Source organism: Streptomyces agglomeratus (genome assembly GCF_001746415.1).
Taxonomy (GTDB): Bacteria; Actinomycetota; Actinomycetes; order Streptomycetales; family Streptomycetaceae; genus Streptomyces; species Streptomyces agglomeratus.
Map to the genome: position 1 here is coordinate 2,761,522 of NZ_MEHJ01000001.1, position 13,541 is coordinate 2,775,062.

Annotated in this window: 12 protein-coding genes; 10 read left to right on the forward strand and 2 right to left on the reverse strand. The window is 72.7% G+C overall.

The window, feature by feature from the left end; genetic code table 11:
* Window positions 1-131 precede the first annotated feature (131 nt).
* From AS594_RS11565 to AS594_RS11590, 6 genes are all read left to right on the forward strand, one after another.
* On the forward strand, window positions 132-917 hold the full coding sequence (locus AS594_RS11565) for a hypothetical protein (RefSeq protein WP_069933008.1): 786 nt from the start codon (window positions 132-134) through the stop codon (window positions 915-917).
* A gap of 73 nt (window positions 918-990) precedes the next feature.
* Window positions 991-2,241 carry a sensor histidine kinase gene (locus AS594_RS11570; protein WP_107358110.1) on the forward strand — a complete coding sequence of 417 codons (1,251 nt, stop codon included), beginning with the start codon at window positions 991-993 and terminating at the stop codon, window positions 2,239-2,241.
* A gap of 126 nt (window positions 2,242-2,367) precedes the next feature.
* Window positions 2,368-2,736, forward strand: coding sequence for an SH3 domain-containing protein (locus tag AS594_RS11575; RefSeq protein ID WP_069933007.1), 369 nt, complete (start codon window positions 2,368-2,370; stop codon window positions 2,734-2,736).
* 116 nt (window positions 2,737-2,852) lie between these two features.
* Window positions 2,853-4,232 (forward strand): FtsW/RodA/SpoVE family cell cycle protein, encoded by a 1,380-nt coding sequence (locus AS594_RS11580; protein ID WP_069933006.1) that lies wholly within the window; start codon window positions 2,853-2,855, stop codon window positions 4,230-4,232.
* Window positions 4,229-5,686 carry a penicillin-binding transpeptidase domain-containing protein gene (locus tag AS594_RS11585; protein ID WP_069926955.1) on the forward strand — a complete coding sequence of 486 codons (1,458 nt, stop codon included), beginning with the start codon at window positions 4,229-4,231 and terminating at the stop codon, window positions 5,684-5,686. Before AS594_RS11580 ends, AS594_RS11585 begins: the two co-directional genes overlap by 4 nt.
* Before the next feature lie 77 nt (window positions 5,687-5,763).
* The gene (locus AS594_RS11590) at window positions 5,764-6,246 is read left to right on the forward strand and encodes a DUF3291 domain-containing protein (protein WP_069930450.1); all 483 of its coding nucleotides are present in this window, start codon (window positions 5,764-5,766) and stop codon (window positions 6,244-6,246) included.
* Here AS594_RS11590 and AS594_RS11595 read toward each other — a convergent pair whose 3' ends face one another.
* Window positions 6,247-7,125, reverse strand: coding sequence for a hypothetical protein (locus AS594_RS11595; protein ID WP_069933005.1), 879 nt, complete (start codon window positions 7,123-7,125; stop codon window positions 6,247-6,249).
* Between the two features lie 68 nt (window positions 7,126-7,193).
* A complete protein-coding gene (locus tag AS594_RS11600) occupies window positions 7,194-8,297 on the reverse strand; it encodes a ferritin-like domain-containing protein (RefSeq protein ID WP_069926957.1) in 1,104 nt (367 codons plus the stop codon).
* Window positions 8,298-8,497: 200 nt separating this feature from the next.
* Between AS594_RS11600 and AS594_RS11605 the strand changes: the two genes are divergently transcribed.
* The 4 genes from AS594_RS11605 to AS594_RS11620 all read left to right on the forward strand — a co-directional run bounded on the left by AS594_RS11605 (window position 8,498) and on the right by AS594_RS11620 (window position 13,506).
* Window positions 8,498-9,427, forward strand: coding sequence for an AurF N-oxygenase family protein (locus tag AS594_RS11605; protein WP_069926958.1), 930 nt, complete (start codon window positions 8,498-8,500; stop codon window positions 9,425-9,427).
* Between the two features lie 29 nt (window positions 9,428-9,456).
* The gene (locus AS594_RS11610) at window positions 9,457-10,194 is read left to right on the forward strand and encodes a TetR/AcrR family transcriptional regulator (protein WP_069930451.1); all 738 of its coding nucleotides are present in this window, start codon (window positions 9,457-9,459) and stop codon (window positions 10,192-10,194) included.
* A 78-nt stretch (window positions 10,195-10,272) separates the two neighbouring features.
* Complete coding sequence (locus AS594_RS11615) at window positions 10,273-10,548, forward strand: hypothetical protein (RefSeq protein ID WP_069926959.1); 276 nt, start codon at window positions 10,273-10,275, stop codon at window positions 10,546-10,548.
* An 84-nt stretch (window positions 10,549-10,632) separates the two neighbouring features.
* Window positions 10,633-13,506, forward strand: a complete 2,874-nt coding sequence (locus tag AS594_RS11620; RefSeq protein ID WP_069933004.1) for an outer membrane protein assembly factor BamB family protein — start codon at window positions 10,633-10,635, stop codon at window positions 13,504-13,506.
* The last annotated feature ends 35 nt before the right edge of the window (window positions 13,507-13,541 follow it).

Below are 13,541 nucleotides of genomic sequence, written 5' to 3' on the forward strand. Positions count from 1 at the left end.
GCCGCCCCGCGAAGCAGAAAAGCCGCTTTCTCGTACATAAGGTTTACAGCCATAAGGTCTACGGACATTAGGTTTACGGACACAAGGTCTACGGAACGACCGCACGACCTCGGCCCGCCGGGAGGGGAGCCTTGAGCGCGCACCGCCCGGCCCGTGCGGCCCTGCTGCTGCTGACCGCTGCCGCGGTGCTGGCGGCCGTGCCCGCCCTGACCGGCTGCGCCGACGCGGGCGAGCTGGAGAGCGCCGGGCCCACCCCCACCGCCGTCGGCCCCACCCGCCTGTGGCCCGACCGCCCTGCCGCCACCATCCCTCCGGTGGACTACGGCGAGGGCGAGACGGAGACGGTGCGCGGGATCAGGGTGCCGGGCGACGACGTGCGCAGGGTGCGGCCGGTGGCCGTCGCCCAGGCGGAGCAGGCGGCCCACCCGGACGCTCTCAGCGGGCCCGACGGGATGTACGAGGAGACGGCCGGGCAGCTGGAAGCGTGCGACACACGGCCGAAGACCTGCCCGGTGCTCAAGGCGTACTACCGCGACCTGACGGGCGACGGAAAAGCGGAACTGATCCTCGGCGTCTCCCTGCCCAAGGGCCAGCTCGTGGTGCGCTGCTACCTGGCCGAGAAGGGCCGGCTGACCCGCATCATGGGCACCAGCGACGCCGTCATCGGGGTCTCGCTCGCGGGCCGCGACCTCATCATCCGGGCCCCTTCGAACCTCCCGGGGTACGAGTTCAGGACGGCCTGGTCCTGGGACGGTCACCAGCACGCCATGCTGCCCACGCGCGACGAGATCCTGCGGGTGCACAAGGAGGGCGGCGAGCCGCTGCCCTCCCACACCCACTCCCACACGGCCCCCGACCCCAACCCCGCCCCCGCCACGTCCGCGCCCACCCCCACCGGGCCGGGCGGTACACCGTGAGGCACTCGTGAAGCCCCGCCTGCCCGCCTGGACCGTGCGCCTCACCTGGAAGGCCGCGGCCTTCATCACCGTGATGTGCTGCGCGCTCGCGGCACTCCTCGGCGCGCTCGTGCACGTCTCCGTGACGCACCAGACGCTCAACCAGGCCCGCGAGAAGGCGCTCACCCGACTGGAGGAGGCGACGCGGGCGTACGAGGCCGGTGATCCGCTGCCGCCGGACACCGGCATCGACCCGGAGGGACTGCCCGGCTCGCTGCGCGAGCTCGCCCTGTCCGGCCGGCACGGGACGCTCGTCAGCGAGCACGACGGCCGCCCCACGATGTGGGCGGCGGCGCCGGCCGGCCGGCGCGCCATGGCCGCCGAGATCGACTACAGCCAGGGCGTCGCCACGATCATGGGCCTGGACCGGGCCATCGTCGGCTCGTCGCTCCTCGCCATCTCCGCGACGCTGCTCGTCGGCGTCTTCGCCGTCACCCGGGTGACCCGCCGCCTGCACCAGACCGCCGGGGTGGCCCGCCGGATCAGCGCGGGCGACCTCGACGCGCGTGTCAACGACCCGCGTACGAAGGACCCTTCGCGCCCCGAGGACGAGGTGGCCACGGTCGCCGGCGCCCTGGACGCGATGGCCGCGACCCTCCAGGGAAAGCTCCAGAGCGAGCAGCGGTTCACCGCCGACGTGGCCCACGAACTGCGCACCCCGCTGACCGGTCTGCACGCCGCTGCGGAGCTGCTGCCGCCCGGCCGGCCCACCCAGCTCGTCCAGGACCGGGTGCGGGCGATGCGGCTGCTGACCGAGGACCTGCTGGAGATCTCGCGGCTCGACGCGGGCAGCGAGCAGATCAGCCCGGAGGCGCACCGGATCGCACCGCTCGCCGAGCGGGTGGCGCGGGGTCCGGGACGGGGGCCGGGGGTACCGACGGAGGTCCGGATCGTACGGGACGCCTGCGTGGAGACCGACCGGCGGCGACTGGAACGGGTCCTGGGCAATCTGATCGGCAACGCGCACCAGCACGGCCGCGAGCCGGTCGTCCTGACCGTGGACGGGCCTGTAGTGACCGTACGCGATCACGGCGACGGCTTCCCCGAGTACCTCGTGCGGCACGGCCCGCAGCGGTTCAGGACCGAGCCGCACAGCGGCGGCAAGGGGCACGGTCTGGGCCTGACGATCGCCGTGGGGCAGGCGGAGGCCATCGGCGCGGAACTCACCTTCGCGAACGCGCCGGACGGCGGGGCCGTCGCGACGCTGAGGCTGCCGGAGGTGCCGCAGGACGCGGCAGACGGCGCGAGCCCGGCGCACCCGGACGGCCCGGCACACGCAGAGTGACGGATTGCGATCAGTCAGTGTCGAAATTAGTGTGAATCGGGCGAGTCGAGGACCGGTTCGTCACGGACCGGAGTCCCCCGCCGCCCTTCGCCGCGGCGAAGGCCGCTCACCCCGTCAGGAGCCAACATGCCCCTGCTCCCCCGGTCTCCGCTCCCCAGGCTCGGCCTGTACGCAGCCGCCGGCGCCCTCGCCGCACTCACCGCGGCGAGCCCCGCGCTGGCGGCGGCGGAACCCGTGCAGCCCCCGACCGAGACGTCCCACACGTACAAGGGGCGCGTCATAGCCAGGTCCGGGCTGCTGCTGCGCGACAAGCCCACCCGCAGCAGCCGGGTCATCGGCAGCAAGCCGTACGGCGCGATCGTCCACATCTTCTGCAAGACCCGCGGCGGCAGCGTGCACGGGAACGACCGCTGGTACCTGCTGACCGACGGCACCTGGGCCTGGGGCTCGGCGCACTACATCGCGAACATCGGCGCCGCCCCGCGCTGGTGCTGACCGGCCGTCACCGCGCACCGCTCACGCCCGGAGGGTTCGCCGCACCCACGCGAACTCCTCGGGCGTGAGCCGACATATACGTACATACGGCCCGCTCGCTTGCTACGTTGCCTGACATGACCGCAACGACGGTGGACGCTCCCCCGCCCGAGGTACGCCTGCCCAAGCGGCGCGGCGTGGAATTCTCGCTCCTCGTCGGCGCCGTCCTCATCGCCGTGTTCGGCTACATCGACGTGGGCCTCACCAAGAACGGCGCAGTGCCCCCCGACGCCGCGGGCTACGGCGCGGGCCTCGGCGTCCTCGCCCTCCTCGCCCACCTCGCGGTCCGCTTCCGCGCCCCGTACGCCGACCCGCTGCTGCTGCCCATCGCGGTCCTCCTCAACGGCCTCGGCCTGGTGCTGATCTACCGCCTGGACCTCGAAACGCCGAAGGACCAGGCGGCCCCCACCCAGCTCATCTGGTCCACCCTCGGCGTGGCGCTCTTCATCGGCGTCGTGGTCCTGCTCCGCGACCACCGCGTCCTCCAGCGCTACGCCTACCTCTCGGTCGCCGCCGCCCTGGTCCTGATGACGGTGCCGATCTTCTTCCCCGCCATCAACGGCGCGAAGATCTGGATCCGCGTCGGCGGCTTCTCCTTCCAGCCGGGCGAGTTCGCGAAGATCCTGCTCGCCGTCTTCTTCGCCGCCTACCTCGCCGCGAACCGCAACGCCCTCGCCTACACCGGCCGCAAGATCTGGAAGCTCCAGCTCCCCACCGGCCGCGTGCTCGGTCCGATCGTCGCGATCTGGCTGCTCAGCGTCGGCGTACTGGTCCTGGAACGCGACCTCGGCACCTCACTTCTCTTCTTCGGCCTCTTCGTGATCCTGCTGTACGTCGCGACCGGCCGCACCGGCTGGATCGCCGTCGGCCTGCTCCTCGCGGCGGTCGGCGCGTTCGTCGTCGGCTCGCTCGAACCGCACGTCCACAGCCGCGTCCAGGACTGGCTGCACCCCTTCGCCTCCATCGACGCCGGCCAGGGCCCCGGCCAGCTCGCCCAGTCGCTCTTCGCCTTCGCCGCGGGCGGCATGCTCGGCGCGGGGCTCGGCGCGGGCCAGTCCGTCCTCATCGGCTTCGCCGCCAAGTCCGATTTCATCCTGGCGACGGCGGGCGAGGAGCTCGGCCTGTCCGGACTCACAGCGATCTTCCTGCTGTACGCCCTGCTCGTCGCCCGCGGTTACCGGGCGGGCCTCGCGCTGCGCGACCCGTTCGGGCGGCTGCTCTCGATCGGCCTCGCCTCCATCCTCGCGCTCCAGGTCTTCGTGATCGCGGGCGGTGTCATGGGGCTGATCCCGCTGACCGGCATGGCGATGCCGTTCCTCGCGCAGGGCGGCTCGTCCGTCGTGACCAACTGGATCATCGTGGCGCTGCTGATGCGGGTCAGCGACTCGGCCCGCCGTCCACAGCCCGAGCACGTCGAGACCGGCGTCATCGCGCCCATCGTGGAGGTCGACCAGTGATCCGCTACATCAGACGGGCGGCCGGGTTCTGTCTGCTGCTGCTCGTCGCGCTGTTGCTGAACGCCGCCCGCGTCCAGGTCTTCCAGGCGGAATCGCTTGACGACAATCCCGCCAACCGGCGTAAGACGATCGGCCGTTACGAGCAGAAGCGCGGCAACATCGTCGTGGACGGGAAGCCGGTCACCGGGTCCAGGGACAGCGGCGAGCAGCTCCGGTACGAAAGAACGTATCTGCACGGACCGTTGTACGCGCCCGTCACCGGCTACGCCTCCCAGACGTACGGCACGACCTTCGTCGAGAACGCCGAGGACGACGTCCTCTCCGGCACCGACCCGCTGCTCGCCCCGCTCCCCCTGTGGAACGAGATCACGCGCTCGCGCCAGCCGGGCGGCAACGCCGTGACGACGATCAGGGGCGCGGTGCAGCGGGCGGCGTACAGCGGGCTGGGCGGCAGGAAGGGCGCCGTCGCCGCGGTCGAGCCGTCGACGGGGAAGATCCTCGCCCTGGTCAGCAGCCCGTCGTACGACCCCGAGCAGATCTCCGGGACGGGGCGGCGGGTCACGGACGCGTGGGCGCGGCTGAACGGCTCGCCGAGTCAGCCGATGCTCAACCGGGCGATCCGGCAGACGTACCCGCCGGGGTCCACCTTCAAGATCGTGACGGCTGCGGCGGCGCTCGACACCGAGGTGGTGACGGACATCGGCGCCCCGACGAAGACCCCGGAGCCGTACGTCCTGCCCGGCACCAGCACCACCCTGCCCAACGAGGCGAGCGGCTGCCGGGACGCGTCGCTGGAGTACGCGATCCGGGTCTCGTGCAACACGGTGATGGCGGAGCTGGGCGTGCGGGTGGGCATGGCCGGAATGCTCGACACGGTGCAGAAGTTCGGTTTCAACGACGACGGCCTGAGGGTCCCGTCCCGGGTGTCCGCGAGCAGTTTCGACACCAGCATGACCGCCGACCAGCTCGCCCTGTCCTCCATCGGCCAGTACGACACGAGGGCGACACCGCTCCAGATGGCGATGGTGGCCGCCGCGGTGGCCAACGGCGGCGAGCTCAAGTCCCCGTACCTGGTGGACAGGACGACGGACGCGGACGGCGACGTCGCCTCGCAGTACAGCCCGAAGTCCCTGCACCAGGCGATGAACCCGTCCACCGCCACCCAGCTCCAGCAGATGATGGTCGACGTGGTGGAGAACGGGACGGGCACGAACGCGGCGATCCCGGGCGTCCGGGTGGGCGGCAAGACGGGCACGGCGCAGCACGGGACCGACAACACGGGTACGCCGTACGCCTGGTTCATCTCCTGGGCGCACGAGGACGGCGACAGCCAGCCGGCGGTCGCTGTGGCGGTCGTCGTGGAGGACGCGTCGGCGGACCGGGCGGACATCAGCGGCGGCGGCAGCGCGGCGCCGATCGCGCGGGCGGTGATGCGGGCGGCGCTGGCCGACTGACCCGCCGCCGAACCGCCGCCGTCTCAGTCGGCGAAACGGCCGGAGTGCGCCGCTCGTACGCCTTTATGGTGCGGGCCATGACTACCGAACCCGCAGCCGGCCCCGCCTACGAACTCGCCCAAGTCAACATATCCCGCCTCAAGTTCCCGCTCGACTCGCCCGAGCTGAAGGACTTCGTGGACGCCCTCGACCCGGTGAACGCGGCCGCCGACAGCGCCAACGGGTTCGTGTGGCGGTTGCAGAGCGACGGGGGCGACGCGACGGACCTGCGGATCTTCGGGGACGACTGGCTGATCGTGAACATGTCGGTGTGGCGCGACACCGACGCCCTGACCGCCTTCATGTACCAGGGGCGGCACCGGGAACTGCTCGGCCGCCGCAACGAGTGGTTCGAGCGCGTCAAGGAGGCGATGACGGCGCTGTGGTGGGTGGAGGCGGGCCGCCGTCCGACGGTGGCGGACGCCGAGAAGGCGCTCGTGCGCCTGCGCGAACAGGGCCCGACGCCCGATGCCTTCACGCTGCGTACGCCGTTCCCGCCCCCCGGCGGCGCTCCGGCGTGATCAGCCGATCGGCTGCCGTGATTCCTCGCGCACCTTGAGTGTCGTCTCGGCGATCTTTTCGAGGTCCACGGACGCGGGGTCCTGCTTCGAGGTCTCGGGGGTGACGACGGCAACCGAGGCGCCCGTGTTCTCGTCCGCCCAGGCGCACATCGGCATGGTCACCGTGGCCCCGCTCTGCGTCGAGGTGAGCACCTGGCAGGTCAGCGTGATGCCGGAACCTGCCGGGGTGACGTCCTTGGCCGGAACGGCCACAGCGGCGCCCTCACCTTCCTCGGCGCCCGCCATCATCTTCGCGCGGGCGCTCTCGGGGTCCTTGAACTGCCCGTACATCCCCGAGATGACCAGCACGCCGAGCTCGGCCGGCGTACCGGACGTGTACTGGCCGACGACCGGCCGGGGATTGCGGATCTTCGAGTCGTACGTCCCGGCCAGCGCCTCCTTGCCCTTGGTCTGCGACAGGTCCTGCGCCAGCTTGAACTCGCCGTCCAGCATGGTCTTGGGCACGGTGAGCCTGTACTTCGCCGCCGGGAAGCCGGCACCGGTGGTCACGGCGTTGGCCTCGAGAACGCGGGGCACGACGAACCCGATGAGCCCGATGCCCACCAGGCAGGCGGCGACGATCGCGATCACCTTGCCGGCCCCGCTCTTGCGCGGCGGCGGCATCATCGGGGGCTGCCCCATCGCGGGCTGCCCCATCGGGGGCTGCCCCCATCCGCCCTGGCCGGGGTACTGCTGCGGCGGATGGGGCTGGCCCGGGTACGACTGCTGCTGCGGAAACTGCGGCTGCTGCGGCTGCGGGTACGGCTGCCCACCGTACGGATTCGGCTGCTGCGGGGGCCCGTACGGGCTGGGGGGCTGCTGGGGCGGCGGCATGCTCATGCTGGGAACGCTACTTCACGTACGCGCGCACGCCCGCGCCGCCCGATCCCCCGGCCACGGGCGCCCGTTCAGGCCGCGCCGTCGGCCATCGCCTTCTCTATCTCCGCTACCCGCGCCGCGTCCTCGGCCTCGAAGCGCTGCCGGTCCAGCGCTTCCGCGATCTCCTCGTCCTGGGTCATGAGGAGATCCAGACTGGAGTCGCCCATCTCGAACACCCCCATGTCGAGGTACGCCCTCTGCAACCGCTCGCCCCACAGCCCGATGTCCTTGACGCACGGCACGATGCGGCTGAAGAGGAGCTTGCGGAAGAGGTGCAGGAACTCGGACTGCTCGGAGAGCTCCTGCGCCTCCTGCCGGGGGATGCCGAAGTTCTCCAGCACCTCCACGCCGCGCAGCCGGTCGCGCATGAGGTAGCAGCCCTCGATGACGAACTCCTCGCGCTCGCGCAGTTCGGCGTCGGACAGCTCCTTGTAGTAGTCGCGCAGCGCCATCCGGCCGAAGGCCACGTGCCGGGCCTCGTCCTGCATGACGTACGCGAGGATCTGCTTGGGCAGCGGCTTGTCCGTGGTGTCACGGATCATGCCGAACGCGGCGAGTGCGAGGCCCTCGATGAGGACCTGCATGCCGAGGTACGGCATGTCCCAGCGGGAGTCGCGGAGGGTGTCGCCCAGCAGGCCCTGGAGGCTGTCGTTGACCGGGTAGAGCATCCCGACCTTCTCGTGGAGGAAGCGGCTGTATATCTCCGCGTGCCTGGCCTCGTCCATGGTCTGCGTCGCGGAGTACAGCTTCGCGTCGAGATCGGGGACCGACTCGACGATCCGGGCCGCGCACACCATCGCGCCCTGCTCACCGTGCAGGAACTGGCTGAACTGCCAGGAGGAGTAGTGCCGGCGCAGGTCGCCCTTGTCCTTCTCGGTCATCTTCGCCCAGTGCCGCGTGCCGTAGAGGCTCAGTGCCTCGTCGGGCGTGCCGAGCGGGTCGTACGGGTCGACCTCGATGTCCCAGTCGATGCGGGTGGCGCCGTCCCACTGTTTGTCCTTGCCCTTCTGGTACAGCGCGAGGAGGCGGGCACGGCCTTCGTCGTACTCCCAGCTGAAGCGCGCGGCACCGGAGGCCGGTACCTGCCAGAGCGGGTCCGACGGGGCATTCGTGTAGAGCTCCTGCGTCGACACTGACGCCTCCCTGACTCATATCCCTTGAGACACCGGACAATTGGCAGACTCACACGTTGGTAGACGACGGGTCAACAAGTCGTGCACGGGGGATTGACTGCCTTGCTGACAAGCAGTCTCATAAGACGTATCCGCCGGGCAGCAGCCACCCGGGGGACGACCCCCGGACCCCCGAACACCACTCGTGAGGTGCCCCCGCCATGACGACAGTGACCGAACGCGACGTACTCAGGGACGCACTCGGCCTCCTCAAGGACCGTGAGCAGGTCGCCGAGCGCCTGCTGGAGTCGTCCGCCAAGCACTCCTTCGACCCCGAGACGGAACTCGACTGGGCCGCCCCGGTCGAGGAGGGCAAGTGGTTCTGGCCGCCCGAGCTCGTGTCGCTCTACGACACCCCGCTGTGGCGGAAGATGTCCGAGGAGCAGCGCATGGACCTGGCCAGGCACGAGGCCGCGTCGCTCGCATCGCTCGGCATCTGGTTCGAGATCATCCTCATGCAGCTGCTGGTCCGGCACATCTACGACAAGTCCGTGACCAGCAATCACGTGCGCTACGCGCTCACCGAGATCGCCGACGAGTGCCGGCACTCGATGATGTTCGCCAAGATGATCCAGAAGGGCGGCGCCCCCTCGTACCCGGTGCCGCGCCTCTACCACAACCTCGCGCGCGTCCTGAAGACCGTCTCGACGACGCCGGGTTCGTTCGCGGCGACGCTCCTCGGCGAGGAGATCCTCGACTGGATGCAGCGGCTGACGTTCCCGGACGAGCGCGTCCAGACCCTCGTACGCGGCGTGACCCGCATCCACGTGGTCGAGGAGGCGCGCCACGTCCGGTACGCCCGCGAGGAACTGCGCCGCCAGATGGTGACCGCCCCGGCCTGGGAGCGCGAACTGACCCGGGTGAGCTGCGGTGAGGCCGCCCGCGTCTTCTCGACGTGCTTCGTCAACCCGAAGGTGTACGAGAACGTCGGCCTCGACCGCCGGGAGGCCGTCGCCCAGGTGAAGGCGAGCGGCCACCGCACGGAGGTCATGCAGAGCGGCGCCAAGCGGCTCACGGACTTCCTGGACGACATCGGCGTGCTCCAGGGCGTCGGCCGCCGGCTGTGGAAGAGCTCGGGACTCCTCGCGTAATCGGTCAAATGGGGGGCTACGCTGCCGACATGACCCCGGCAGCGACCACCCCAGCCACCCCCGCGTACCGCCGACTCAGTGTCGAGGAGCGTCGCCGTCAGCTCCTCGGCGCCGCGCTGTCCCTCTTCGCGCACCGCGCGCCCGAGGACGTCTCGCTGGACGACGTGGCGGAGGCGGCCGGGGTGTCCCGGCCGCTTGTGTACCGCTACTTCCCGGGCGGCAAGCAGCAGTTGTACGAGGCCGCGCTCGGCTCCGCCGCCGACGAGTTGAAACTGTGCTTCGCCGAACCGCAGACCGGGCCGCTCACCCGGCGGCTCATCCGGGCCCTGGACCGCTACCTGGCCTTCGTCGACCAGCACGACGCGGGGTTCAGCGCGCTGCTCCAGGGCGGCAGCGTCGCCGAGACCTCCCGTACGACCGCGACCGTCGACGGGGTGCGGCGGGCAGCGGCCGAGCAGATCCTCACCCATCTCGGCGTCGCGGGAACGGCCGGGCCCCGGCTGCGGATGATGGTCCGCACCTGGATCACGGCCGTCGAGGCGGCCTCGCTCATCTGGCTGGACGAGGACAAGCAGCCGCCGGCCGATGAGCTGCGGGACTGGCTCGTCGACCACTTCGTCGCGCTGCTCACGGCGACGGCGGCGACGGACCCCCAGACGGCGGCCGTGACCCGCGCGGCGCTGGCGACGGAGACGGCCGACGGCCCCGCCGGGGTGCTGGCGCGGCGGGTGATCCCCGTGATCGCCGAGGCGACGCACCTCCTCTGACCCGTGTGCGGCGGGTGATCCGGGCGGGCACGCGGGCGCCGCACGTCCCGCGACGGCCGTCCCTGCGAGACTGGGCCGGTGAGAAGCGAGAACACGCCCTTCGTGGGCGGCCCCCTGGACGGGCGGGTGCTGCCGGTCCTCGTCGGGCCGACCGGACATCCGCCGAAGTGGTACGAGGTGCCCGTACCGGACGACGACGGCGGGCCGCCGACCGTGCACGCCTACGTCCGGGTTCCCGCCGGGTACAGCAAGCGGCTCGGGCTCCAGCGCGGCTGGAAGTACGAGTACGCGCCGGGCGGCCGGGAGCGTCAACGGCCCAGGTGGCCCTGGTCGAAGCCGGACAGCACCGCATAAGATCGGCGGTTGTGCCGGACGTGGCCGCTGTGACCGGAGGAGCGGCCACGGCACGGTGACCACGGTTACCACAGGGGGTGCGCCTTGGAGGCGCTGCGTCAGGACGATCCACGCCGAATCGGGCCGTACGCCCCGCTGTTGCGCCTGCGCGAGACCGCGAGCGCCGTGCAGTACCTGGCGCACGGCCCCGACGGCGCCACGGCCGTGGTCGCGGTGGCCCGGCCGGAGCTGGCCGGCCTGCCCGCCTTCCGCCGCCGCTTCCAGGCGGAGGCGCAGACGGCCGAACGGCTGGCCGGTGGCTGGGTGCAGCCCCCGCTCGGCTCCCGTACGGACGCACCCGGCGGCCCGGACGCCCCTGACGGCCCCGGCCAACACCCGGACGGCTCCGACGGCCCGGCTCTCTGGACGGCGACCGCCTACGTTCCGGCGCTGACCCTCGCCGAGGCGGTCGCGCTGGCCGGGCCGCTGCCGGAGCGGACGGTACGCGTCCTGGGCGCCGCGCTCGCCGAGACGCTGTCCCGGGTGCACGCCACCGGCGCCGTACTCCACGGCCTCGCCGCCGACACCGTGCTGCTGGCCTCCGACGGGCCGCGCCTGGCGGCGTTCGGCGCGCTGGGTGCGGCGGCGGCCGCCGAGGCGGGCCCCGGCGGGCAGCTGTCCGTACGCCTGGGCTACCTGACCCCGGAGCAGCTGGCGGGCCGGGAGCCGGGCCCCGCGTCCGACATCTTCGTCCTCGGACTGCTCCTGGCGTACGCCGCCACCGGGGCGATCCCGTGGGCGGCGGGCCCGCAGGACGCCGCCGCCGACCGCATCGCGCACGCCGAGCCCGAACTCGCCGCCGTACCGGAGGAGTTGCGTGCGCTGATCGCCAGGTGCCTCGCCAAGTCCCCGGCGGACCGGCCGGCTTCGGGTGCCCTGGCGGCGGACCTCGCGCTGGAGGGCGCTGCGGCCGTGGCGCGGCCCGGCTGGCTCCCGCACCCGGTCACCACCGCCCTCGCCACCCAGGCGTCCCAGGCGTCGTGGGCCCGCCCCGGACCCCTGACCACGCCCCCGGGACCGCCGCCGGCCGGCGCCACCGTGGGCGGCGCCGCGGTCCTCGAACCGGTGGGGCGGCCGGCGGTCGCGCCGGCCGGCGCCGTGCGGGGCGGGGCGCCGGAGTCGGCGGTGCGGCGGAGCGGCGAGGTCCTCGCGACCGGCCGCGACGCGGGGGCGGATGTCTCCGGTGGGCTGACGCGGCGTCTCGTGCCCCGGCGCGGGGCGGACGCGCCCGCGGAGGAACTCGGCCGCGTGCCCCGGCCCGGCGCGGACGGATCCACCGAGGACCTCAGCGGCGCGACCCGGCGTCTCGTGACACGACGCGAGGCCGGACTCCCCGTGGAAGGGCCGTCACCCGGGGACACCGCCGGGCAGGCGCCGGGCGCAGGCGGCGCGGCGGCGCTCGTCCCCGCGCCGTCACCTTCCTCGTCGCACCCCGCCGCCGCGCTCACGCTGCCGCCGGCCACCGTGGGCGCGTACGCCCCCGCCCCCACGCGGCTCACTCCTCCCACCCCCCACACCCCTTCCGCTCCCACGCGCCCCACCGCTCCCGCCGGAGCGGTGCTGGGCGGCCGGCTGGGCGGGCTCAGCAGGCGTGGCCTGTTCGCCGGGCTCGCGGCGGGGGCCGCGGGACTGGTCGTGGGCGGGGCCGGAGCGCTGGCCCTCTCCGGTGGCGAGGACGACGCCCCGCCGCCCCCGACGGCCGACCCCAAGCCCGCCGCCCGCCGCACGGCGCTGCCGGGCGTCGCCCCCGACCCGCTCTGGCACTACCAGCACCCCGTCGCGCTCCCCGCCGGCGGCCCGCCCGCCCGCCTGTGGGGCGACCGGCTGCTGCTGATCCCGGGCGAAGAGACGACCACCGCGCTGGATCTGCGTACCGGCCGACCGGTCTGGGAACAGAAGGCCGCCGGCACGAAGTACGGCCCCGAGGCCGCCGACGACACCCACTGCTTCGTCGTCACGTCAGCCGACTTCGTCTGGCTGTCCGCGAAGGACGGGCGGGCCGTGCACCGCGTGCCGCACGCCGCCCTCCTGACGAAGGGCCGGAAGGACACCAGAGCCACCCTGGGCGGGCGCGTGGCGGCGGAGGGCCCGGTCGTCTGGTTCTCCGGGCGGGTCGAGACCCTCGGCAAGGGCGGAAAGGGCGGGAAGAAGGACAGGGTGACGCGTACGCGGACCTACCTCCTCGCGTACGACATGGCCGCACGCAAGGAGCTGTGGCGCACGGAGATGCCGAACGGGCGGCCCGGCCCGGTGCCCCGCTACGAGGCGGTCGGCACCCGCCCGGACAGCCTGCTGGTCCGCCAGGACACCGGCTCCCTCACCGCGGACCAGCGGAAGAACGCGAAGGGCAGGTCGGCGTTCGTCCTCGTCGACCGCAGGACCGGCAAGACGCTGTGGCGCAAGTTCCTGCCCGGCGTACGCCTCGACGCGGGCGCCACCGACGACCCGTCCGGCCGGCTCTACGCGGCGGTGGGGGGAGAGCTTCAGGCGTACGACACCCGTGGCGGCAAGAAGCTCTGGAAGCTCAGGAACGCCTCCGGCCCCGCGGACGACGCGCCGTTCGGCTTCGGCCGCGGCGTCGTGGCGGGCAAGACGCTGTACGTCCCGAGCGGTTCGAACAAGGTGTACGCCGTCGACACGGCATCCGGCGCCCAGCAGTGGAAGCGCGCCACCGAGTACCCCGGCCGGGCCACTCCCCGCGTCGCCCTCAGCGGCAGCGGCCGCACCGTGCTGGCGCTCAACGACACGCAGGCCACCGCGATCGGCGCGCGCGACGGCCGGCGGCTGTGGAAGTTCCAGGACTCCGGCGTGACGGCGCCGGGCGCGGAGGACGCCTGGGCGTCGTACCGAGCGCAGACCTCCGGCAACCGGGCCGTGCTGTGGCGCGGTCGCAACTTCTACGCACTGCCCCTCGACTGAGGCCACCGGGGCGCGGAAGGCACCCGGGCCCCGCG

Excerpts from the sequence above, each read along its gene's own strand:
- AS594_RS11575 (WP_069933007.1), top strand. The coding sequence starts at position 2,368 with ATGCCCCTGCTCCCCCGGTCTCCGCTCCCCAGGCTCGGCCTGTACGCA.
- AS594_RS11595 (WP_069933005.1), bottom strand. The coding sequence starts at position 7,125 with ATGAGCATGCCGCCGCCCCAGCAGCCCCCCAGCCCGTACGGGCCCCCG.
- AS594_RS11610 (WP_069930451.1), top strand. The coding sequence starts at position 9,457 with ATGACCCCGGCAGCGACCACCCCAGCCACCCCCGCGTACCGCCGACTC.
- AS594_RS11590 (WP_069930450.1), top strand. The coding sequence starts at position 5,764 with ATGACTACCGAACCCGCAGCCGGCCCCGCCTACGAACTCGCCCAAGTC.
- AS594_RS11605 (WP_069926958.1), top strand. The coding sequence starts at position 8,498 with ATGACGACAGTGACCGAACGCGACGTACTCAGGGACGCACTCGGCCTC.
- AS594_RS11580 (WP_069933006.1), top strand. The coding sequence starts at position 2,853 with ATGACCGCAACGACGGTGGACGCTCCCCCGCCCGAGGTACGCCTGCCC.
- AS594_RS11570 (WP_107358110.1), top strand. The coding sequence starts at position 991 with ATGTGCTGCGCGCTCGCGGCACTCCTCGGCGCGCTCGTGCACGTCTCC.